At 66.7% G+C, this 21,895-nt stretch carries 19 protein-coding genes and 1 pseudogene; 16 read left to right on the top strand and 4 right to left on the bottom strand.

Translation table 11 applies throughout. From position 1 onward, the window contains the following. The first annotated feature begins 131 nt into the window (after positions 1-131). The 8 genes and pseudogenes from BLP10_RS14370 (at position 132) to BLP10_RS14340 (ending at position 8,693) form a co-directional block, all read left to right on the top strand. The gene (locus tag BLP10_RS14370; RefSeq protein ID WP_091135777.1) at positions 132-1,004 is read left to right on the top strand and encodes a substrate-binding domain-containing protein; all 873 of its coding nucleotides are present in this window, start codon (positions 132-134) and stop codon (positions 1,002-1,004) included. Then, complete coding sequence (locus BLP10_RS14365; protein WP_091135774.1) at positions 1,001-2,443, top strand: sensor histidine kinase; 1,443 nt, start codon at positions 1,001-1,003, stop codon at positions 2,441-2,443. Before BLP10_RS14370 ends, BLP10_RS14365 begins: the two co-directional genes overlap by 4 nt. Next, entirely contained in the window at positions 2,415-3,755 is a 1,341-nt protein-coding gene (locus tag BLP10_RS14360) for a sigma-54-dependent transcriptional regulator (RefSeq protein WP_342026175.1), read from the top strand. The genes BLP10_RS14365 and BLP10_RS14360 overlap by 29 nt, the downstream gene beginning before the upstream one ends. Positions 3,756-4,241: 486 nt before the next feature. Then, a complete protein-coding gene (locus tag BLP10_RS14355; protein ID WP_091135766.1) occupies positions 4,242-4,505 on the top strand; it encodes a hypothetical protein in 264 nt (87 codons plus the stop codon). A gap of 60 nt (positions 4,506-4,565) precedes the next feature. Beyond that, the gene (locus BLP10_RS14350) at positions 4,566-4,772 is read left to right on the top strand and encodes a hypothetical protein (protein ID WP_091135763.1); all 207 of its coding nucleotides are present in this window, start codon (positions 4,566-4,568) and stop codon (positions 4,770-4,772) included. 52 nt (positions 4,773-4,824) lie between these two features. Continuing rightward, a pseudogene (locus tag BLP10_RS23395) lies at positions 4,825-4,983 on the top strand (NAD(P)-dependent alcohol dehydrogenase); the annotation flags it as partial. Positions 4,984-5,032: 49 nt separating this feature from the next. Further along, the gene (locus BLP10_RS14345) at positions 5,033-7,804 is read left to right on the top strand and encodes an HAD-IC family P-type ATPase (RefSeq protein ID WP_091135760.1); all 2,772 of its coding nucleotides are present in this window, start codon (positions 5,033-5,035) and stop codon (positions 7,802-7,804) included. A 22-nt stretch (positions 7,805-7,826) separates the two neighbouring features. Beyond that, positions 7,827-8,693 carry a universal stress protein gene (locus BLP10_RS14340; protein ID WP_091135757.1) on the top strand — a complete coding sequence of 289 codons (867 nt, stop codon included), beginning with the start codon at positions 7,827-7,829 and terminating at the stop codon, positions 8,691-8,693. Positions 8,694-8,776: 83 nt separating this feature from the next. On the opposite strand, the gene BLP10_RS14335 is transcribed toward BLP10_RS14340, so the two are convergent. From BLP10_RS14335 to BLP10_RS14315, 4 genes are all read right to left on the bottom strand, one after another. After that, positions 8,777-9,250: a substrate-binding domain-containing protein gene (locus BLP10_RS14335; RefSeq protein ID WP_139165501.1), complete on the bottom strand. Its 474-nt coding sequence runs from the start codon at positions 9,248-9,250 to the stop codon at positions 8,777-8,779. A 455-nt stretch (positions 9,251-9,705) separates the two neighbouring features. Further along, entirely contained in the window at positions 9,706-9,915 is a 210-nt protein-coding gene (locus BLP10_RS14325) for a hypothetical protein (protein ID WP_091135746.1), read from the bottom strand. Positions 9,916-10,000: 85 nt separating this feature from the next. Next, positions 10,001-10,702, bottom strand: coding sequence for a response regulator (locus BLP10_RS14320; protein WP_091135743.1), 702 nt, complete (start codon positions 10,700-10,702; stop codon positions 10,001-10,003). Beyond that, positions 10,699-12,285: an ATP-binding protein gene (locus BLP10_RS14315; protein WP_091135740.1), complete on the bottom strand. Its 1,587-nt coding sequence runs from the start codon at positions 12,283-12,285 to the stop codon at positions 10,699-10,701. Before BLP10_RS14315 ends, BLP10_RS14320 begins: the two co-directional genes overlap by 4 nt. 186 nt (positions 12,286-12,471) lie before the next feature. Here BLP10_RS14315 and nhaA point away from each other — a divergent pair, with 186 nt between their 5' ends. The 8 genes from nhaA (at position 12,472) to BLP10_RS14280 (ending at position 21,882) form a co-directional block, all read left to right on the top strand. Next, positions 12,472-13,659 carry a Na+/H+ antiporter NhaA gene (gene nhaA / locus BLP10_RS14310; RefSeq protein WP_091135738.1) on the top strand — a complete coding sequence of 396 codons (1,188 nt, stop codon included), beginning with the start codon at positions 12,472-12,474 and terminating at the stop codon, positions 13,657-13,659. A 48-nt stretch (positions 13,660-13,707) separates the two neighbouring features. Continuing rightward, the gene (locus BLP10_RS23215) at positions 13,708-13,881 is read left to right on the top strand and encodes a hypothetical protein (protein ID WP_175493916.1); all 174 of its coding nucleotides are present in this window, start codon (positions 13,708-13,710) and stop codon (positions 13,879-13,881) included. 59 nt (positions 13,882-13,940) lie between these two features. Next, positions 13,941-14,444, top strand: coding sequence for a hypothetical protein (locus BLP10_RS14305; protein WP_091135734.1), 504 nt, complete (start codon positions 13,941-13,943; stop codon positions 14,442-14,444). Positions 14,445-14,502: 58 nt separating this feature from the next. Continuing rightward, positions 14,503-15,765 carry a glycosyltransferase gene (locus BLP10_RS14300; RefSeq protein ID WP_091135731.1) on the top strand — a complete coding sequence of 421 codons (1,263 nt, stop codon included), beginning with the start codon at positions 14,503-14,505 and terminating at the stop codon, positions 15,763-15,765. A 144-nt stretch (positions 15,766-15,909) separates the two neighbouring features. Beyond that, on the top strand, positions 15,910-17,091 hold the full coding sequence (locus tag BLP10_RS14295; protein WP_091135729.1) for a PQQ-dependent sugar dehydrogenase: 1,182 nt from the start codon (positions 15,910-15,912) through the stop codon (positions 17,089-17,091). 261 nt (positions 17,092-17,352) lie between these two features. Then, positions 17,353-17,877, top strand: a complete 525-nt coding sequence (locus BLP10_RS14290; RefSeq protein ID WP_091135725.1) for an arsenate reductase (azurin) small subunit — start codon at positions 17,353-17,355, stop codon at positions 17,875-17,877. Positions 17,878-17,891: 14 nt separating this feature from the next. Next, positions 17,892-20,513, top strand: a complete 2,622-nt coding sequence (locus BLP10_RS14285; RefSeq protein WP_091135722.1) for an arsenate reductase (azurin) large subunit — start codon at positions 17,892-17,894, stop codon at positions 20,511-20,513. A 106-nt stretch (positions 20,514-20,619) separates the two neighbouring features. Next, a complete protein-coding gene (locus tag BLP10_RS14280) occupies positions 20,620-21,882 on the top strand; it encodes a molybdopterin molybdotransferase MoeA (protein WP_091135719.1) in 1,263 nt (420 codons plus the stop codon). The last annotated feature ends 13 nt before the right edge of the window (positions 21,883-21,895 follow it).

Raw genomic sequence — 21,895 nt, 5'->3', positions numbered from 1 at the left:
GATGGCATGGCTGTTGGCTCCAGCCCGGATTGGGGCAGAAGCAGCTACACTCAGGATAACTTGCCCTCCGCGCCTTTCCGGGCCTAGCATGCCGGCAAAAGACGCTCCTGAGACCGGGACGGGAGGAAACGATGGGTCACCCCGGGCAGACACGCCGGGACGTGGTTTCATGCATCGCGGCACTATGCACGGTTGCGGGCACCCGTCGAGCCGCGGCCTCCCAGCCCGAGCTGAGGTTCGGTCTCACACCCGTCTTCCTCACATCCGATTTCGAGCTTCTCGACCGCTTGCGCTCCTACCTGGAGGACGCGACGGGCATCCCGGTCCGGCTGGTCACGCGGCGCACCTACCAGGAGATCACGTCCCTTCTTCTCTCGGGGCAACTCGACGCGGCCTGGATCTGCGGCTTTCCCTTCGTGGCCAACCATCCGAGGCTGGCGCTCGTCGCTGTTCCCCACTGGCAGGGCAAGCCCCTCTACCGCTCCTACCTCATCGCGGACCGGGATCGCCAGGTCGAAAGCCTCGACGACCTCAGGGGCGACGTCCATGCCTTCTCGGACCCCGACAGCAACTCCGGCTGGCTGGTCACGGCGGCGGCGCTTGCCCGCCGGAACCTGAGCCCTGAGCGGTTCTTCGGGCAGACGATCTTCACCTACGGGCACCGCAACGTCGTCAGAGCCGTGGCGTCGGGATTGGCGATGAGTGGCAGCATCGACGGGTACGTCTACGAGGTCATGCGCGAGACCGAGCCGGACCTCATCGCCAGGACCCGCATCGTCCGGCAGTCCGACCTCCTGGGCTTTCCCCCGGTCGCCTGCCCTGCTTCGGCGGCGGACGATCCCCGAACGAAGCGGCTCCGGTCGGCGCTCGTCGGCATGGGCGATGACGAGAGCGGGCGGACAGTGCTGCGAACGCTCCGGCTGGACGGGTTTGCGGTCGAGGACCCGAGCCTTTTCGATCCCATTGCCGCCGAGGTTGCCATCCTCAGGAGGACCGCGGGGTGAGGACTGTCCGGATTCCGCTCGCGATCAGGATCCCGGCTGTCGTGATCGTGTTCATGGCGGCGATTGCCGTGTTCATCTCCGAACGCGTGCTGACCCGGTTGCAGGAGGCGCAGACCCGGCATCTTGGTGACCTGGCGACGGTCTACCTGGACGGACTCGCCCCGGCGCTGGTGGCGCCGGTGGTCCGGGAGGACGTGTGGGAGGTGTTCGACATTATTGACCGGGCGCGGCAGACCCATGCGGACCTGAAGCCCATGGAAACCGTGGTTGCGTCCGCCGACGGCCGGGTCCTCGCATCGTCCGATCCCCGCCGGCACCCGTCCTGGTCGCCGCTGCCGTCCTCCTTCCTGGCAGAGCGGACGACGGCCCCGACGATCGCGAGCAACGAGACCGAGGGCAGGGCCGTCGCACGGCGCGACCTGTCCTCGGGGGACCGGATCGTCGGATCAGTCCATGCCTCGTTCGACATCACGCCCCTCCTGGCGGAGCGCCGTTCCGTCCTGATGACTCTGATCGGCACGAACGCGGCGCTGACACTCGTCCTGGCGCTGACGGCTTGGCTGACCGTCCGCCGGATGATGCGGCCGGTGCGCGTCCTGGCCTCCCATCTGATGGCCAGTCCGGAGGGTCCGGTCGAACCCATTCCGGAGACCCTGGTGACGACCGCGCCCCGTGAGTTCCGCGGCCTCTTCGCGGCGTTCAACAGGATGGCCGAGGCCGTGCGCGAGCGCGAGGCCCTGTCACGGCACCTCGCGGAGGAGGAGCGGCTGGCGAGCCTCGGCCGCCTGGCCTCCGGCATGGCGCACGAGATCAACAACCCTCTCGGCGGCCTCTTCAACGCCATCGATACCCTCAAGGAACACGGCGAGCGCTCCGACGTCCGGAAGCGCACCATCGACCTCATCGACAGGGGCCTCAAGGGCATCCGCGACGTCGTCCGCACGACACTGGTCACTTACCGGGCCGACCGCGACGCCCGCTCGTTGCAACGGGCCGACATCGATGACCTCAAGCTGCTGATCGAACCCGAGATCCGTCGCAAGGGCTTGGTCCTGCAATGGCGGAACGAGGGTTTCGACGAGGTTCGAGTGTCCCCCTCCGTGGTCCGGCAGGTCGTTCTGAACCTGCTCCTCAATGCCTGCCAGGCCACCCCGCCGGGAGGACAGGTGTCGCTCAGGGCAACCGTGGAGGACGCCCACCTCGTCGCGACCGTCGAGGACAGCGGATCGGGCCTCTCGGATTCCGCCCACGACGTGCTCGCCGGACGACGTGACCAAGCGGTGTCCGCGTCAGGGAGCGGCCTGGGACTGTGGATGGTGCGTCGCCTGGTCAGGGAGGGTAGAGGCACCATCGCCGTGACCCCGAGGCTGCCCAAGGGAACGACCATCCGAGTGGCCATACCGTTTGCCCGTGAGGAGGGACTCGCCGATGTCGCTTGAGGGACGCACCATCGCGCTCGTCGAGGATGATCCGATCATGGGCGAGGCGCTCATGGAGCGGCTCACGCTTGAAGGAGCCAAGGTACTCTGGTGGCAGGACTGCCGCAGTGCGCTTGAGAACCTGGCCGCGTTCGCCCCCGACCTCGTCGTCTGTGACATCCGGTTGCCCGACGGAACGGGCGAGGACGTGTTCAGGATGGCTTCGGCCCAGCCGGAGTGCCCGCCGTTCCTGTTCGCGACGGGGCACGGGGACATCGACCAGGCGGTCAGGCTGATGCGGAACGGGGCCGGGGACTACATCACGAAGCCGTTCGAGACGGGCCGCTTCCTCGACCGGGTCGCCCAGTTGCTCCGACCGATCGAGCAGGGCGCAGCCCCGGTCCTCGGCGTCAGCCCGCAGATGCACGAGGTCCAGCGCCTCCTCCAGCGGATCGGCCGGCTTCCGGCCCCGGTCCTGCTGACCGGGGAAACCGGGGTCGGCAAGGAAGTCTGTGCCCGGTACCTGCACGGCGTGCGCGGTGCCACGGCGCCCTTCGTCGCCGTGAACTGCGCGGCGATCCCGAAGGACCTGATGGAAAGCGAGCTGTTCGGGCACGAAAAGGGTGCCTTCACGGGAGCGTCCTCCCGGCATCTCGGCTACGCCGAGCGGGCCCGTGACGGGATCCTGTTCCTGGACGAGATCGGCGAGCTCGACCTGAAGCTGCAAGCGAAGCTCCTGCGGCTTCTCGAGGACCGTTCCTTCCATCGCCTCGGCGGCGAGACCGAGGTCGCGTTTCGGGCACGGCTTGTGTGCGCGACCAACGCCGACCTGCCGGCCCGCGTGAGGGAAGGGCGCTTCCGGGAGGACCTCTATTACCGGATCAACGTGTTGACCGTGTCCATCCCGCCGCTCAGGGAGCGCCCGGACGACATCGAGTGGCTCGCCGGGCGCCTCGTAGAGATGCTCGCCGACGACGTCGGGGTGGAGCTTGCCGGCCTCAGCGGCCATGCCGTCGACGAGCTGCGCGGGCACGATTGGCCGGGCAACGTACGGGAACTCCGGAACCGGATCGAGCGCGCGGTGTCGCTCTCGCCTGGACCGTGGATCATGCCGGGCGATCTCTTCCCTGATCGATGTCCCCCCCTCTCCGTGACCGATTCCAAGGCCGGATCGCTCGAGGCCGCGCGCGACGAGGCGGAGAAACGGGAAATCCTGCGGGCCCTACGCCAGAGCGGAGGCGCGATCGTCGAGGCAGCAGGCGCGCTCGGGATCTCTCGTACGACCATGTGGGAGAAGATGCGGCGGCATCACATCGAGGCCTCCCAAAACTAGGGTGAAACGTACTCAGCATCCCGACGGAGGGCTGTGTATTCACGGGACGTGTAGCGATCCCATGACCGAACCCCGCACCACGAGCCTCGCCAGCGCCCACCCGGAGGATTGGCCATCAGGCACGGGCGAGATGTCCGGTCTCATCCGGAACCCACGACTGGGCGGCAACGCCGCTCGGGCCGGTCGAGACGTGGCCGCAGAGCCCGGGGAGCGCCGTCGACCTGATCCACCCCAACGGCTTCCTCATGAGCGTCGTCCGGCATTCTCCAAGTTAGCTCGTCACATTGCTGAGGACCATCGGCAGTCCTCCGATGTCAGGATCAACTCCGTCTGACATCCCCGTGGCCGGGGGTGCCCTGTCGGCCATGTCTCCGTAAAAATACGGAGTTTCTCTTTGCCCCGCAGCAACGATAGTGGCCCAAGATGCCGTCAATTTCTTGGATAAGCGCAGCCTCAAGCAATGATGAACAATCATGGAGGGGAAACATGTCCAATCACGCGAGCCAGCAGTATCGAATGTACTCGCCCGGCCTTGACCTGATGATGAAAGAGGTCGCGCGGACGCTGGGTCACATCGATTTCGAGCATCAGGTCGAACTAGAAAAAGTCGAGAACAGCGCCAGCGCCAAGGAGCGCAAGCAGTACATCAGCGAAAGACTCAGGGCCGCCCACCACGAGAGGCGCCAGCCCTATGTCGACCTGTTGAATCGGCTTTGGATGCAGCAGCGCGGTCAGTCCTTCGCAGCCTGAGAGGATGGCCTCGTGGCTGATTCCAGGTGCCGATCCTGCCGCAGCCTTCAGGAGGGTTTCATGCAATCCACGTTTCACATCGGTCAGCTTGTCCGCCTGAGCGCTGATGTCGCTGACAGGGAGAAGGGACGCACTTACTGCGTCGTCAGCATCGTCGCGCCCGGAACCGAGCGTCCGCCGGCCTACCTGATCAAGACCATGACGGGTGGTGACAAGATCGTACGGCAAGAGGACATAAGGCCGGCCCCCGCTCATGCCCTCCCATAGGCGCATCTGGGCCATGGGCATTGCGGAGATCAAGGCAATGTCCCAATGCTGAGAGGAGCACATTCGGCGGCTCATGGGCGCCATCGCGTCGGGTCGGGTCCACACCCGTCACCTCGTGACGCATCGCTTCAAGCTCGACCGGATCGAGGAGGCCTGTGACATGCTCACTCATCAGCGCGACGGTGTGCTGAAAGTGGCAATCACGCCATGAATATCCCGAGCCGGGCAGGATGTCCGGTTGCAGTCGTGAGGGGCTGACGATGCACAATGCGACCGCCTTGGCCGGGGACGACCCGGGCCAGCACAGGCAACCGGAACCAACTCCATGGCATGCGGCAACGGCCAGTGGCACGCTGGCCGCGTTCGGCACACGTCATGAGGGATTGAATCCCGCCGAGGTGCGGCGGCGGCTCGAGCGGCATGGCTACAACCGGATGCCCGAAGGCGAGCGGCGCACCGCGCTTTCCCGCTTCCTGTCGCAGTTCAACAATGTCCTAATCCTTGTCCTCCTCGCGGCCGCCGTGGTGACTGCGCTTCTCGGACATGTGATCGACACCTCTGTGATCCTGCTCGTCGTTCTCGTGAACGCGGTCATCGGATTCGTCCAGGAGGGGCGGGCCGAACAGGCGCTGGACGCCATCCGCGCCATGATCTCGGCCCAGGCCTCCGTGATCCGGGACGGGCAGCGCCGGACGGTCAAGGCCGAGGAGCTGGTTCCGGGCGACATCGTGCTGATCGAGGCTGGCGATCGGGTGCCGGCGGATGTGCGGCTCCTCCGAAGCCGGAACCTGCGCATCGACGAGGCCATCCTCACGGGCGAGTCGGTCCCGGTGGAGAAGGAGACAAGCCCGGTCGCCGCGGATGCGGCGCTGGGCGACCGGACCTGCATGGCCTTCTCGGGCAGCCTCGCGGTGGCAGGGCAGGGAACGGGCATCGTCGTCGGCACCGGGGCGGGCACAGAGATCGGCCGGATCACCACACTGCTGGGCGAGGTGGAGACGCTCACCACCCCGCTCGTGCGGCAGATGAACCGGTTCGCCCGCATGCTCACGGGCGCGATCCTCGCCGTGGCGGCTGCCGTGTTCGGGTTTGCCGTCATGGTCCACGGAACCCCGTGGGGTGAGGCGTTCATGGCAGTCGTCGGCCTCGCCGTCGCGGCCATTCCGGAAGGGCTTCCCGCCGTGATGACAATCACGCTGGCGATCGGCGTGCAGCGGATGGCCGCGCGTAACGCCATCATCCGACGCCTGCCGGCTGTGGAGACCGTCGGCTCCGTCTCCGTGATCTGCTCCGACAAGACCGGAACGCTCACCCGGAACGAGATGATGGCGCGAACGGTCATCACGCCGGACGGGCGCTTCGAGGTGACCGGCAGCGGGTACGCTCCCGAAGGCGAGATCCTCTCGGGCGGCAAGGCCGTCGCCATGAGCGAGGATCCGGTCCTAACCGAGGTTGTGCGCGGAGCGTGCCTCTGCAACGACGCCGGCCTGCGCCGGACGGCGGCGGGATGGGCCGTGGACGGCGATCCGATGGAGGGGGCGCTGGTCTCACTCGCCATGAAGGCCGGCATGGACCCGCAGGAACTCAGGCGCTGGTTCAGCCGGGTCGACGAGATCCCCTTCGACGCGCAGCACCGCTTCATGGCCTCGCTGCACCTACTGCCGGAGGGCACCACCGTCCTCTACGTGAAGGGGGCTCCCGAACGGGTGATTGCCATGTGCGCCGTGGACCGTACCGCGTCAGGGGATCGGCCTTTGGACGCTGCTTGGTGGACAGCCCAGGCCGACGCGGCAGCCCGGCAGGGGCAGCGCGTCCTCGGGATCGCGGCGAAACGGCTGCCCCGGATTCCGTCCGATCCGCTGCGGTTCGCCGACGTCGAGGACGGCCTGACCATGCTGGGCCTGCTCGGCCTGATCGATCCGCCACGCGACGAGGCCCTCGCGGCCGTGCGGGAGTGCCAGTCCGCTGGGATCCGGATCAAGATGATCACCGGCGACCATGCAGCAACGGCGGGCGCCATCGCCGCGGCCATCGGCATTCGGGGCAGCGACGGCGCAGTGACCACGGGTGCCGCCCTCGACGGGATGGACGACGGCCGGTTCCGCTCCATCGTGCGCGAAGTGACCGTCTTCGCTCGCACCAGCCCCGAGCACAAGCTGCGCATCGTCCAGGCATTGCAGGCCGACCGCGAGGTAGTCGTAATGACCGGGGATGGGGTCAACGACGCTCCCTCTCTCAAGCAGGCCGACGTCGGCGTCGCCATGGGCCGCAAGGGAACGGAGGCGGCTAAGGAGGCTGCCGAGATGGTGCTGGCCGACGACAACTTCGCCTCGATCGTCGCGGCCGTGCACGAGGGTCGGACGGTCTACGACAACCTCAAGAAGGTGATCGCCTGGACCCTGCCGACGAATGGCGGCGAGGCGCTGGCGATCATCGCCGCCATGCTGCTCGGCCTGACCCTGCCGATCACGCCCGTGCAGATCCTGTGGGTCAACATGATCACGGCGGCGACCCTCGGGTTGACGCTCGCCTTCGAGCAACCGGAACCGGACGTGATGCGCCGTCCGCCGCGCAGGCGCGACGAGCCGATCCTGTCGGGCTTTCTCGTCTGGCGGATCGTGTTCGTGTCGATCCTGTTCGTGATCGCCGTCTTCGGCATGTTCGAATGGTCGATCCGGCGCGGCCTGCCGATCGAGGAGGCCCGCACGATCGTGGTGAACACCCTCGTGGTGCTGGAGATTTTTTACCTGTTCAGCGTCCGCTTCCTGCATGCGCGGTCCCTCTCATGGCAGGGGGTGCTGGGAACCCGGCCCGTCCTGATCGGCGTCGGAGCGGTGGTCCTGGCGCAGCTTGCCTTCACCTACCTGCCGCCGATGCAGGCGCTGTTCGACACCCAGGCGGTGTCGCTGCCGGATGGTGCGGCCATCGTGGCGACGGGCGTAATCCTGCTGTTCATCCTGGAAGGCGAAAAATGGCTCGTCGCCCGTGCGGGCCGGCTCACGCCAATGCTCAAGCAACACCGATCCACGTGATCGGCAAGGAGGAGGACACCATATGCTGCGCAGTATCCTGATCGCCCTAGACGGTTCACCGTCCAGCCTGCAAGCCGCCAGCCTCGGGCTGGAACTGGCCCGCCGCCACAAGGCTCACGTGGACGGACTGGGCATCGTTAACTCGGCCTGGATCCAGCGCCCTGAGGCCGTGCCGGTCGGTGGAATGGCCTACAAGACTGCCCTGGACCTGAAGGAACTCCAAAACGCGACCGAGCGGGTGGATGCAGTCCTCCAGGACTTTCGCGGGCGCGCCGAAAGGGTGGGCATTCCCTCGCTGGAGGTCCGCGAGGTCGATGGAAATCCCCTTCAGGTGGTCGGGGTCGAGGCGGTCTCCCATGACCTGATCGTGCTGGGCCGCAACAGCATGTTCGACGTAGGTGGCGAGATCTGCGAGCTACCTCTGTGCGTCGATCGCATCGTCCGGATCGAGCCTCGCCCGGTCCTGCTCGTGCCCGACGATGTCCCAGGTTTGGGGCAGGATACCTCGAAGGAGCCGGTGCTGGTGGCGTTCGACGGCAGCCCGGCCTCGTCGCGGGCGGTGCATATGTTCGCGCTCCTCGGTCTCGCCGCAGGTCGCGTCGTCCATGTCGTGACGCTCGATCAGTCGTCATCCGACCGGGCCGGGCAGACGGCGGAGCGCGCCTGCACCCTGCTTCGGCGGCATGCGGCGGCCGAAACGCATGCCATCGGCCTAGGCGACCGCGAGGCTGGCACTCCCGCGGAGACGATCCTGGGACTGGCGAAGGCGCTCAAGGCCGGCACAATCGTCATGGGAGCCTACGGCCACCGCGGCATCGGTGAGATCTTCGGGTCCTGCACCCGGGAGATCCTGAACGCCTGCCCGGCGGTCCTGTTTCTGTACCACTAGAACTGGCCCCCTTGCGATCCCTGGCGCGAATTGCGGTATTAGATGACGCGCAGGATCAGGGGGGCGCCATCGGCCGGGCAAGTTCACGTTCGGGGCGGCCTTCCATCGCCGTTGTGGCCATTTTCCGGCGTGAAGATGCGCACGCCGCCCAAGCTGAACTCCGCGATCACGGCCTGTGCCGCATCGGACAACAGCCAGTCGTGCCAGGTGACCGCTTCCTCCCGGCCATCCCGGGTCAGTGCGCTTGCATAATTGGTGCGCAGCACCGGGTCCCCGGGCACCAGCACCTCGAGACCCCGCTGGTTGGCCTGGGCCGCCCATGTCATACGTTCGACCAGGACATAGGCTCCGAGGTTTCCGGCCTGTCTGAGAACCTCCGCTTCATCACCCCGTGAACCGACGTACCAGGTCGAGCGGGTGTGGACGTTGACGCCCATGCCGTTCCACAAGGCAAGCTCACGATCCCGCGTCCCGCGAGCCGAGGCGATCCAGCGCACTGCCATCTTGATGTCCTTCAGGCCCCGCACGCGCGCCATCTCCGCCTGGGAACCCACCAAGATGACATCGCCACGGAAGACCGTTTGTGGTGGGAGATGTCCTTACGGCAGCCTGTCGAGCATACGACGGGGCAGAAGGACCGTATTGATCCCGGCCGTCGACGGGGCACCGTCCGGGTTCACCTCGGCCGCGGCCACGGCGATTTCGGTCTAAGCCGGAACGCGACGCCCAGCGACTGAACGAGCTGCATGAGGGGGCCGGCAGGAACCCCGACGGTGACCGTGCGCTCCTGGGCCGCGGCCCGCCCGAGGCAGAGAGATGCTGCCATCAGAACCACGATGGTCCGGTAAGGTATCATCTGATCTCCAACGACCTTGACGGGAGACATGAAGACAAGGGGCCTGCCCATTCTTCGTCCGTCCCGTGGCATTGCAAGGATGAGCCGTTGCCCATCGACTGGGCTCGGTTAGTTTGGCAGCATGGGGCCCATGCCCTTGGGTGACGGCCGGTACGCCTAGCCATTGTCCGCCGAGGACCCTGATGCAGGCAGGAGGTCGGCCTCGCGCACCACCCGCTCCATCGGCCCGCTCGCGGCCCTGATCCGGTAAAGGGGCTCGCCGTCCGGCCCGCAGGGAAGAGGGCGCAGGATCTCGTAGATCCCGGCATTCTCGAGAAGCCTCTCCCGTGGCCGCACGAGCTGGCCGACCTCGAACTTATGATCCATGACATTTCCTCCGCGTCTTTGGGCCGACCATGCCGGGACGGCTCAGTGGTCACTCGCAGCCTGTCTGCCCGCCGGCCGGGGTGGATCAGCGGACATCGTCGGCCAAGAGCCGATAGCCGACCCCCGTCTCCGTCTGGATGTGTTGAGGTCGGTCCGGCTGCTCCTCCAGCTTCCGGCGAAGCTGGCGCACGTAGATGCGCAGGTACTGCACGTCGACTTTCGGTCCCCATACCTCCTGCATGATCATACGGTGAGTGAGCACCTGGCCCGCATGGAGCACGAGCAGGCGCAGGATGTCCCACTCCTTGTTGGAGAGCTTCACCTCCGCCCCGCGCACCGTCACGCGGCGGCGGGTGAGATCGACGCACAGGTCGCCGTGCGTGAACAAGGGCTCGGCCCCCTGCCGCTGGACCCTATGGCGCAGGGCCGTGCGGATGCGGGCGACGAGCTCGGCCATGCCAAAGGGTTTGGTCACGTAGTCGTCGGCGCCGAGATCGAGCGCATCCACCTTGGCGGATTCCTCACCGCGGCTCGAGAGGACGATGATAGCCACCTTCGATCCCGTGGCCCGCAGCCGCCGGATTACCTCCAGGCCATCCTGGTCTGGCAGCCCGAGGTCGAGGAGGACGACCTCGGGCGCTTCGCGGGCGACGATGTCGAGCGCGGCCCGGGCGCTCCCGGCCTCAAGAATTCGGTAGCCTTGTGCGGTAAGGCTTGTGCGCAGGAGCCGCCGGATCGGCGGCTCATCGTCCACGACGACGAGCGGGATGGTGCCGTGGCTGCTCATTCGGCGGCATCCTCCCGGGGCATGACGGTAAAGACCGCCTCGGGAAACGTGATGGTGAAGACCGCCCCGGACCGATCTGTCCGGATGGCGGCGCGGATCGTCCCGCCGAGGACCTCAACGAAGCCGCGGCAGATCGACAGCCCAAGGCCGGTCCCGGCGCGTTGCCGGTCGCCCTTGTTCACGCGGTGGAACATCTCGAACACCCGTTCCAGTTCCTCGGCCGGGATTCCCGGTCCCTCGTCGCTGACGGTGAGTTCCACCTTCCGTCGGTCACCCGCGGCGCTAATCGCGATCCAAGATCCGGGCGGAGAGTATTTGGCGGCATTGTCTAGTAGGTTGACCAGCACCTGCTCGAACAGCACGACGTCTAGGTCGAGCATGGGAAGATCGGCCGGCAGATTCACGACGACCCGGTGTTCGCCGAGGAGGCCTTGGATGCGCTGCAAGGCCGCGCCGACGGCCTCGCTTAGGTCGACCGGCTCCCGCTTCAGCACGATCCCGCCGGCCTTGAGACGGGTCATATCGAGGAGATTGGCAACGAAGCGGGACAGGCGCTCACCCTCGCCTTGGATCGTGGCGGCGAGTTCCTCGCGTGCCGCCGCATCGTAGAGTTCGCCATACTGGCGCAGAGACGTGGCCGCTCCGGTGATGGACGCCAGCGGCGTCTTCAGGTCGTGCGAGAGCGAGCTCAGCAGGGCCGAGCGCAACCGTTCCGTCTCGGCGGCAAGGCGGGCCGCATCCATTTCCGTGGTCAGTCGGATGCGCTCGATGGCGACGGCGGCTTGGTCGGCCAGCGCCGCCAGCAACCGCTCCTTGTCAGGCGTCAGCGCTGTCCCGGCCCGGCTGACGCCAATGGCGCCGACCGGACCATGGCTGGTGCGCAGCGGCAGGAACAGGTGTTGCGCCGTGAGCAGCGCCTCGGTGCCCCGTTCTATCGACCCACTCCCGTCCCAGGCCATCCGGACAGCGTCCGTATCCGTCCCGCCGACACGATCAGCAGGCGGGTAGGCGGCTTTGACCTCGAGCCTGCCGTCGTCGTCGGGGAGCAGGATCACCACCTCAAGCCGCAGCATTGAGCCGATCTGCTGCCCCGTGGCCAACAGCAGATCGTCGAGACTGACGATCCCGGCGATCTTACGGCTGAAGGCATAGAGCGCCTCGGTCGTCTCGGCCCGGCTCTCCGCCGCGAGCGCCGCCGCGCGGGCTCGCGCAGCGAGGTGGCTCGTGATGACCGCAACGAGCAAAAAGAAGGGTACAGTTGCGATACTGGCCTTGTCCGTCACGGCGAAGGCGTAGACCGGAGCGATGAAGAAGAAGTTGTAGGCGAGCGCGCTGAGAAGGCAGGCCAGCAGCGACGGCCAGAATCCATATCGGACGGCGATCGCGATGATGGGAGCCAGGAAGACGAGGTCGACGTTCTCGATGCCGGTGATCGGATACAGGACGAAAGCGACCGCAAGGGCTGCCGCGATCGCCATGACCGTCACCGCGATCGGCCATGGACCCGGAAATCCGCCCAGGGAGCGGATGCCGATCCGGCCCCAGCGCTTTCGCTCCTTACTATCCTGCCAGTCGTTCGTCACGGCCCCTCCGCTCCCAGCGCCGCCACCATGACGTTGATGACAACGGAAGGCGAGGCATGAACCGGCCCCGCGTATAGGAATCTCATATATGAAACGGCCTTTCGGCCGTTTCCGCACCGCCGCCAGGCTGTAATCACCGGTTTTCCGGGCTAAGCGGGTCTAACCCTTTCCCGAAAAGGAGATCCGATGCACGCCCTGACGCCGCGGCCCCGCTCAGCCCTGCGAGGCTTTCTCAATAACGAAGCCTCCGGCGGCCTTGTCCTCATGGGAGCGGCGGCCCTCGCCCTCGTCATCGCCAACTCGCCCCTGGCGGGAAGTTATTTCGGGCTTCTCACGACTTACGTGCTGGGCCTGAGCGTCCTGCACTGGATCAACGACGCGCTCATGGCGGTGTTCTTCCTGCTGGTCGGACTGGAGATCAAGCGTGAGATGCTCGACGGCCAGCTCTCCACCTGGCCACGGCGGGCCCTGCCGGGTATCGCGGCGCTCGGCGGCATGGCCGTGCCGGCCGCCCTCTATCTCGCCTTCAATGCCGGACCCGATGGACATCCGCGCGGCTGGGCCATTCCGTCTGCCACCGACATCGCCTTCGCGCTCGGCGTGCTGTCGTTGCTCGGGCCGCGGGTGCCAATCTCGCTCAAGGTTTTTCTGACCGCGCTCGCCATCCTCGACGATCTCGGCGCCGTTTTGATCATCGCTGCCTTCTACACTGGCGACCTCAATGTCGAAGCGCTGGCAGGCGCGGCCGTCGTGCTGGTCCTCCTGTCGGGTCTCAACAGGGCCCGCTTCACCGACCTGAGACCCTACCTCCTGCTCGGCGCCATGCTTTGGTTCCTGGTACTGCTGTCCGGCGTTCATGCAACCCTCGCGGGCGTGGCCCTCGCGCTCACAATCCCGCTCCGGGCCTCACCCGGCAAGCCGGAGGATGCGGCCTCGCCGTTGCACCAGCTCGAGCATGTCCTCCAGCCCTGGGTGGCCTTCCTGATCGTACCGGTCTTTGGCTTCGCGAACGCAGGCGTGTCCTTCGCGGGGATGTCGTTCGGATCCCTCCTGAATCCGGTGCCGCTCGGCGTGGCGCTCGGGCTGTTCGTCGGCAAGCAGGTCGGCGTGTTCGCCTTCTCCTGGGTGGTCATCCGTGCGGGTTGGGCTGACCTGCCGGCCAACGCGACATGGACACAGCTCTACGGGGTCGCGCTGCTGTGCGGGATTGGCTTCACCATGAGCCTATTCATCGGGCTGCTTGCCTTTGCGACGTCGCCGGAGCTTCAGGACGCCACCAAGCTCGGCGTGCTGCTCGGGTCCGGCCTGTCGGCTCTCGCCGGGGCCGCCCTCCTGCGCCTGTCGAAGCCGGAGCGGGATCTGAAACATGCCTGACCATGACGGCGACACCGAACGGTCCGGCAAGGACTACGGGAGGAAATCATGAACCTGACCATCGGCATTGTGATGCTGGCCATCGGCCTCGGCATGATCGTGTTCGGACACCGCAACGGGTCGCGCCCACTCATGCAATCGCACCTCATCTTCGCGACCTATCCCGCCATGACCCTGGTGTTCCTGGCCATGGGTAGCCTTGCGATCGTGATAAACCTCTGAGGGCGAAAGTATGCGCGGGTAGACGTGAGTGCCGCGCATCGGGGCAAGACGGGAGGCGCATGATGCTGAACTGGTTCCGCAAGGGACTGAAGGCCAGGCCGGCGCCGCAGTCTCGGGCACCGGCAGTGATCGAGCGCGTATCCGGTCATGTGCAGGCACAGATCATCGCCTTCACTGGAAGGCAGATAGAGACCATGCCTGACTACGGTCACATGACAGATCTCCTGGTCGGTGCCTATGTCTGGGGTCTTTTGGAGGGCTGCCTCCGTAACCTGCCGGGCGATGACGTCCCTGTCGGGGACGTGCATGCACGGACCGCCGTCATGGCAGCGGAAGTTTGCTCGCGCGTGCTCGGTCCGAAGCGGATGCGTTGGGTGCGCGGACAGCTTCCGCAATGGGACGGGCCGCGGACCCGCAATCTCCCCTATCGCTGGGCGCTGGCGCGGATGCGGCGCGATGGCGCCCGCGATGGCCGGTACCTAGCGGCCAGCGACCCGCTCTGCTTTGCTAAGGCTGGCAGTCTGTTGGCCATGCTACTGGCATCGGCGGAGACGCGGGCTTGACATTGTCCGCCGCCCCCTTCGCGAACGTGCGACCGCCTGCCTTGGACCGGGCGGTCTCATGAGGCTTGCGATCCACACGCTCGGAACCCGTGGCGACGTCCAGCCATATATAGCGCTCGCCCGTGGCCTCATGGCGGCGGGGTGCGAGGTGGTGCTGGCCACCGCGGCCCGGTTCGAGGGATTCGTGGCCGCCTCTGGCGTTCCGTTCGCCCCCCTGCCGGATGACTTCCTCGACCTAATGGACACACCCGAGGGTAGGGCAGCCCTGTCGGGCCGCAACACGCTGACTTGGACCCTGCGGCTGGCTCGCCAAGTCCGTCCGATGATGCGCCGGCTGCTCGAGGCCCAGTGGGCGGCTGTGGGCGGAGCCGACGCCATCATCTATCATCCGAAGGCGCTGGGCAGCGTCCACATCGCCGAGCGACTCGGCATCCCGGCGCTCTGTGCCTTCACCCTGCCCGGGATGACGCCGACCCGGGCGTTCCCCAGTCCGATGCTGCCCTTCGCGGATCTCGGGCCACTCAACCGGCTCAGCCACGAGCTGTTCCTGCGCTTTGCCAACTCGCTGTTCCGCGAACCCGTCAACCGCTGGCGGGAGGAGGTGCTCGGGCTTCCGCCTTCCCGGCGCGATGACTGCATCCGCGGAGTGCCCGTGCCCCGGCTCTATGGCTTCAGCAAATCCGTGGTGCCGGAGCCGATCGACTGGGACGGGAACTCCGTAGTCACTGGCTACTGGTTCCTCGACGACGAGTCTTGGCTGCCATCGCCCTCCCTCCAAGGCTTCCTCCAGGCCGGTCCGCCGCCCGTGTATGTCGGCTTCGGCAGCGTTCCATCCGTCGACCCCGTACGCACCACCGCCATGATCTTGGAGGCTTTGGCACTAGCAGGCCAGCGCGGCATCTTGTCCAGCGGGTGGGGCGGCCTGGCAGCCGCGCCCCAATCGGAACATGTCTACATGCTTGATGCGGCGCCTCACGACCGGTTGTTCCCGCATGTGCGTGCCGTCGTCCATCATGGTGGCGCAGGCACCACGGCGGCCGGCCTGCGTGCCGGCAGGCCGACGGTGATTTGCCCGTTCTTTGGGGATCAGCCGTTCTGGGGGCGGCGCGTGGCCGACCTCGGCGTCGGGCCAGCTCCCATCGCCTTCAGGCATCTTACGGTCGCCAGGCTGGTGGAGGCCATCACGTCGGTCGTGGATGACGATGCGATGCAACTGCGGGCCGAGCGGCTTGGCGCGGAACTGCGGACGGAGAACGGCGTTGGGTCGGCCGTGGCGTTCATCCTGGAGCATCTAGCGACGTATGCCAGGGGTGCCGCATGATCGCCCAGCATTCGATCAACCGACAGGACAGCATGAGTCCCGAGATCGTGACCGGCCGCCATTCCGGTTCGGCACGGGGAGGACTGGTCAGGCAGGATCTGGGCTCCATTTCGAACTCGAAACCCGCGTGGGCACGGGGTATTCATGTTCAATCAGCGACGACTGACGCATAGGCTCGCCATCGGTTTCCTGATCAGCTTGGCGGCAGGACCCGCATCCGCAGTGCCCGGGGATGACGGGGCGCCGATCCTCCCGGAAACGTCCGACGGACTCATTCCTGTCCGGGTGGCCGGACCGTTCGAGTTCCCGTGGTCGATCGGGTTCCTGCCGGACGGATTGTTCCTGGTGACCGAGAAGCCGGGACGGCTGCGCCTCGTGAGGCCCGGTTCCAGGCCTCGCGAGATCATGGGCCTCCCTGCGATCCGGACCGGGGACCAGGGCGGGCTGCTCGACGTGGCGGTGGACCCGGATTTCACCCGGACCGGAACCGTGTACCTGTCCTATACGCACGGAACGCAGGACGCGTCGACCGTCAGGATCCTGAAAGCGCGGCTAGAACTGAAAACGCGGAGGCTCCTGGATCAGGCAGTCCTGTTCGAGAGCGACCCCCCGGCCAGCGCCAACGAGCAACTCGGCGGGCGGTTGGCCCTGACCAGTGATGGCTTCCTGTTCCTGTCGCTCGGCGACCGCTGGGAACCCCAGCGTGCCCAGGACCTGTCCGACCATGCTGGGTCGATCATCCGGATCCGCACCGACGGCTCGGTCCCCGATACGAACCCCTTCGTTGCAGTGCCGGGCGCGAAGCCCGAGATCTGGTCGTACGGCCACAGGAACCCGCAGGGGCTCGTCGGCGACGACCGGACCGGAGCGTTATGGGCCACTGAGCATGGTCCTCAGGGCGGGGATGAACTCAACCTGATACAGCCCGGCCGGAACTACGGCTGGCCGTTAGTCAGCCACGGTTTGAACTACGACGGCTCGCCGGTCGGCTCCGGCATTGCTGTCGCGCCAGAAATTGAGGGGCCGGCATACGTCTGGGTGCCGTCGATCGCGCCGTCCGGACTCACAATGCTCCGGGACGGGGAGCAAGCCTCTATCGTCTCGGGTGCCCTCGCGGGCCAGATGGTGGTGAGGCTTAGTATCGCGGGGAACAGTGTCATTGCCGAGCAGCGGCTGCTCGAGGGAATACTCGGCAGGGTCCGGGATGTGCGTCTGGGGCCAGACGGGTCGTTGTACGCCATCACCGACGACCCGGAGGGGCATCTCTATCGCCTGCTGCCGGCTACCGAGCAGGCACGGCGCGCCAGCGGTCGGCCGCCGCTCTGAAATGTCTCGAGAGGATTCCCATGGACCGAAGAGTCGCGATGGCATGTTTGGGGTGAACCCTCACAGCCTGCCGTATGTAGTCTGAGCCATTGTATGTTCGGATTTCCGGACATTCACCATCAAAGATGTTCGGAGATCCGGATGCGAAGGGCCAGCCCTCCATGGCAGGCGTGTCCACTTCCATGCAATTAACCTAGTTCAATCGACTGGCACGTATCTTGCATTGTTCCCCCAAGCAAAAACTCTGTTTGGAGGACGTCCATGAAACGATGCGATCTGCTTGTCGATCTCGGCCGCCGGAGGTTCCTGTCGGGAGCCGGCGTCGCCGCAGCCGGTGCCGCTGCCAGCGCGGTTATGCCGACACCGGCAGCCAAGGCCGCAGTGCCGATGGCCCGGGTGACCTACCCCTCCAATCGGCTCGGCAACGTGCAGGACCTCAAGGTCAACGAACCCATGGATGTCGCGTATCCGGACCCTGACGCGCCGGGCGTCCTCCTGAAGCTCGGGAAGCGCGTGCCGGGCGGCGCGGGACCGGACGGCGACATCGTCGGGTTCACGACCATCTGCCCGCACAAGGGCTATCCGCTTCACTACAATTCGGAGCGGCGCACCCTCAACTGCTCCGGCCATTACTCCGTCTTCGACTGCGAGGCGGGCGGCCAGGAGACCTGGGGCCACGCGACCCAGAACCTGCCGCAGTACTCGCTGCGCGTCGACGACAAGGGCGACATCTACGCCGAGGGTGTGGACGAGCTCATCTACGGCCGCCTGTCGAACGTGCTCTGAAGGAGGATCGCGCCATGGCTTACAAGAGACAGATCGACCGGCTGCCGATCATCCCGGCGGACGCCAAGGAACACAACGTGGTGTGCCACTACTGCATCGTCGGATGCGGCTACAAGGCCTACACCTGGGAGATCGACAAGCAGGGGTCCACCGACCCCGCCGGCAACAAGTTCAAGACCGACCTCTCGCAGCAGCAGGGCGCCGACAGCGAGGCCTGGTACGCGCCCTCGATGTACAACGTCGTCAAGCAGGACGGGAAGGACGTCCACATTGTCATCAAACCGGACAAGGGCTGCGTCGTGAACTCGGGCCTCGGCTCGATCCGCGGCGCCCGCATGGCGGAGATGTCGTACTCGGCCGTCCGGAACACCGAGCAGCAGCGCCTGACGGATCCCATGGTCTGGCGCTACGGCCAGATGCAGCCCACGAGCTGGGAGGATGCGCTCGACCTCGTGGCGCGCGTGACCGCCACGATCGTCGCCGAGCAGGGCGAGGACGCGCTCTTCGTCTCCGCCTACGACCACGGCGGCGCCGGCGGCGGCTACGAGAACACCTGGGGCACGGGAAAGCTCTACTTCTCCGCCATGAAGGTGAAGAACATCCGCATCCACAACCGGCCCGCCTACAACTCCGAGGTCCATGCCACCCGCGACATGGGCGTGGGTGAGCTCAACAACTGCTACGAGGACGCGGAGCTGGCCGACACCATCGTGGTGGTCGGAGCGAACTCCCTCGAGACGCAGACCAACTACTTCCTTAACCACTGGGTCCCGAACCTGCGTGGGACATCCGTGGAAAAGAAGCAGCAGCAGTTGCCGGGCGAGCCGCACGAGCCTGCCCGCATCGTCGTCGTCGACCCGCGGCGCACGGTCACGATCAACGCCTGCGAGGCGGAGGCCGGCAAGGACCGGGTCATGCACCTGGCCATCAACCCGGGCACGGACCTTGCGCTGTTCAATGCCTGGCTGACCTACATCGCCGACAAGGGCTGGGTCGACAAGGCGTTCATCGACGCCTCGACCAAGGACTTCGACAAGGCGGTGGCCGGCAACAGGACGACCCTGGAGGAGGCCGCGCGGATCACGGGGCTGACGGTCGACCAGATCCGCCAGTCGGCTGAGTGGATCGCGCAGCCCAAGGAGGGCGGCGCCCGCCGCCGCGCCATGTTCGCCTACGAGAAGGGGCTGATCTGGGGCAACGACAACTACCGCACCAACGGCGCGCTGGTGAATGTGGCCTTGGCAACGGGCAACATCGGACGCCCCGGCGGCGGGTGCGTTCGCCTCGGCGGGCACCAGGAGGGCTACTCACGCCCGTCCGATGCCCATGTCGGCCGGCCCGCGGCCTACGTCGACCAGCTACTGATCAGCGGCAAGGGCGGCGTCCACCACATCTGGGGCTGCGACCACTACAAGACGACGCTGAACGCACTCCAGTTCAAGCAGGCGTACAAGCGCCGCACCGACATGGTGAAGGACGCCATGTCGGCCGTGCCGTGGGGCGACCGCCCCAGGATGGTCGCGGCCATCGTCGACGCCATCCGGAAGGGCGGGCTGTTCTCCGTCGACGTCGACATCATCCCGACCCAGATCGGGCAGGCGAGCCACGTCTGGCTGCCCGCCGCGACGTCCGGCGAGATGAACCTGACGTCGATGAACGGCGAGCGCCGCATGCGGCTGACCGAGCGCTACATGGATCCGCCCGGGCGGGCCATGCCGGACTGCCTGATCGCGGCCCGCATTGCCAACCACATGGAGCGCGTCTTCCGCGAGATGGGAAAGGCCGAGATTGCCGACCGCTTCAAGGGCTTCGACTGGAAGACCGAGGAAGACGCCTTCATGGACGGCTACCACCAACACGAGAAGGGGGGCGAGTTCGTCACCTACGCGCGGCTGCGGGCCATGGGAACGAACGGCTTCCAGGAGCCTGCGATCGGCGTCGAAGGGCAGGGCGCGACCGCACAGGGCGGCACGACGACCGGGCAAACTCCCGGGATGGTCGTCGGCGGCCCAGCCATCGAGGGCGCGCGGGGCAAGGAGCCGGTCATGCAGGCCGAACCGACGTCGGCTGCGGCACCGCCGACGCCCCCTGCCGGGACCGAGCGAATCGTCGGCACGAAGCGGCTCTATGCCGACGGCAAGTTCAACACGAAGGACGGCAAGGCGATCTTCATGGAGACCCAGTGGCGTGGGCTCCAGGCCGCCGGGAAGGAAGAGGAGTCGAAGAAGTTCGCGTTCCTGATCAACAACGGCCGTGCGAACCACGTCTGGCAAAGCGCCTATCTCGATCAGGAGAACGACTTCGTCATGGATCGCTTCCCGTACCCGTTCATCGAGATGAACCCGCGGGACATGGCGGAACTGAACCTCAAGCCGGGCGACCTCGTCGAGGTCTACAACGACAACGGCTCGACCCAAGCGATGGCCTATCCCACCGATCGGGCGAGGCCGAAGCAGACCTTCATGCTGTTCGGGTACCCGATGGGCGTTCAGGGCAACGTGGTCTCGGCCGGGGTGAACGAGTTCATCATCCCGAACTACAAGCAGACCTGGGGCAACATCCGCAAGCTGGCGGATGCCCCGCAGGCGGTGAAGGGCCTGTCGTTCAAGGAGAAGGAATACACCCCGCCGGTGTAGCCCTTCCTCCGTGACTTCGGCCGGGCAATCACTGTCCGGCTGCCTTTCATGCGGTGCGCAAACCCCTGCGCGCCGTTCCTGTGATCGCTTGTTCGGGAATCGCCGTATGAATGCTCACGTGCCTGCCGCCGACGCCTGCTCGGAAGGCCCTAGCCTTGTCGACATCGACACCGCCTGCGCCCGTGCCGCGGCCTATGCGGACCCTATCGCGGAAACGGAAACGGTCGCTGTTCATGGCGCTGGCGGACGCACACTCGCCGAGGATGTTTCCGCAGGCGTCGCCATGCCGGCCTTCGACCAGTCGGCCATGGACGGGTACGCCGTCGCGCTCGGAGACACCATGCTTCCGGCCGGCACGCGGCTTCCGGTCGTCGGGCGGATCCCGGCCGGAGAGGCGGCCGTCCCGCTTTCGCCGGGGCATGCCGTCAGGGTCTTCACGGGAGCCCCGCTCCCCGCCGAAGCCGATGCCGTCCTGATGCAGGAGCATGGCTGGCGTGACGGCGACGATCTCGTCCTGCATCGTATGCTGCGGTCCGGCGACAACATCCGGCGCCGGGGGGAGGACATCGAACGAGGCGACAGTCTTCTCTCCTGGGGCGTCCGTCTCGACGCACGCCATGTCGCGCTCCTGTCGGCGCAAGGACGCTCCGCCGTGGCGGTGCTGCGCCGGCCCCGTGTCGCGGTCATCTCGACCGGGAGCGAACTCATCCAGCCCGGGTCGTCGCTCGTCGGCCCATCGGTCTACGACTCCAACCGCCCGATGGTCATGACGCTCGCCGCGCAGGCAGGCCTCGACGTCGTCGACGGCGGCTGGGTCCGCGACGATCCGGACGCTCTTGCAGCGATCCTGCAAGAGGTCTCCACCCAGTGCGATCTCGTCGTGACGACAGGCGGCGCCTCGGTCGGGGAGGAGGATCACTCCGCGCCCGCGGTCGCTCGGGCGGGCGGGGCCTGCGAGACGTTGAGGATCGCTCTCAAGCCCGGCAAGCCGGCCGTGGTCGGCCGGATCGGGGCGGCAGCCTATCTCGGCCTGCCCGGCAACCCGGTTGCGGCGCTGGTTTCGTGGCTCATCCTCGGAGGGGCAGTCGTCGCGGCGCTCGAGGGCCGGCCATTCCGGCGGCGCCCGGGATGCCCGATGCCCGCCGCCTCGCGGTTCGAGCGCCGTCCGGGGCGCACCGAGTTCGCCCCGGGCCGCCTCGTCGGAGACGGTGGCAGCCCCGCGGTCGAGATCCTGGGCCGCGGGGGTTCGGCAAGGCTCCGCCCCCTGGTCGAGGCGGACGGGCTTGTCGAGATCCATCCGCTGCATGCCCCGGTCGAGGCCGGTGACGTGATCCTCTTCCACCCCTTCCGCGACGGCTTCGCGGTCTGACCTCTCCCAAGAG

Source organism: Microvirga guangxiensis (assembly GCF_900102135.1).
GTDB lineage: Bacteria > Pseudomonadota > Alphaproteobacteria > Rhizobiales > Beijerinckiaceae > Microvirga > Microvirga guangxiensis.
Note: the sequence above shows the minus strand (reverse complement) of the source record. Positions and strands in the feature narration are given on the sequence as shown.

Bases quoted from the DNA above. Each gene is read 5' to 3' on its own strand.
- BLP10_RS14370 (WP_091135777.1), top strand. From the start codon at position 132: ATGGGTCACCCCGGGCAGACACGCCGGGACGTGGTTTCATGCATCGCG.
- BLP10_RS14355 (WP_091135766.1), top strand. From the start codon at position 4,242: ATGTCCAATCACGCGAGCCAGCAGTATCGAATGTACTCGCCCGGCCTT.
- BLP10_RS14350 (WP_091135763.1), top strand. From the start codon at position 4,566: ATGCAATCCACGTTTCACATCGGTCAGCTTGTCCGCCTGAGCGCTGAT.
- BLP10_RS14345 (WP_091135760.1), top strand. From the start codon at position 5,033: ATGCACAATGCGACCGCCTTGGCCGGGGACGACCCGGGCCAGCACAGG.
- BLP10_RS14340 (WP_091135757.1), top strand. From the start codon at position 7,827: ATGCTGCGCAGTATCCTGATCGCCCTAGACGGTTCACCGTCCAGCCTG.
- BLP10_RS14325 (WP_091135746.1), bottom strand. From the start codon at position 9,915: ATGGATCATAAGTTCGAGGTCGGCCAGCTCGTGCGGCCACGGGAGAGG.
- BLP10_RS14320 (WP_091135743.1), bottom strand. From the start codon at position 10,702: ATGAGCAGCCACGGCACCATCCCGCTCGTCGTCGTGGACGATGAGCCG.
- nhaA (WP_091135738.1), top strand. From the start codon at position 12,472: ATGCACGCCCTGACGCCGCGGCCCCGCTCAGCCCTGCGAGGCTTTCTC.
- BLP10_RS23215 (WP_175493916.1), top strand. From the start codon at position 13,708: ATGAACCTGACCATCGGCATTGTGATGCTGGCCATCGGCCTCGGCATG.
- BLP10_RS14305 (WP_091135734.1), top strand. From the start codon at position 13,941: ATGATGCTGAACTGGTTCCGCAAGGGACTGAAGGCCAGGCCGGCGCCG.
- BLP10_RS14300 (WP_091135731.1), top strand. From the start codon at position 14,503: ATGAGGCTTGCGATCCACACGCTCGGAACCCGTGGCGACGTCCAGCCA.
- BLP10_RS14295 (WP_091135729.1), top strand. From the start codon at position 15,910: ATGTTCAATCAGCGACGACTGACGCATAGGCTCGCCATCGGTTTCCTG.
- BLP10_RS14290 (WP_091135725.1), top strand. From the start codon at position 17,353: ATGAAACGATGCGATCTGCTTGTCGATCTCGGCCGCCGGAGGTTCCTG.
- BLP10_RS14285 (WP_091135722.1), top strand. From the start codon at position 17,892: ATGGCTTACAAGAGACAGATCGACCGGCTGCCGATCATCCCGGCGGAC.
- BLP10_RS14280 (WP_091135719.1), top strand. From the start codon at position 20,620: ATGAATGCTCACGTGCCTGCCGCCGACGCCTGCTCGGAAGGCCCTAGC.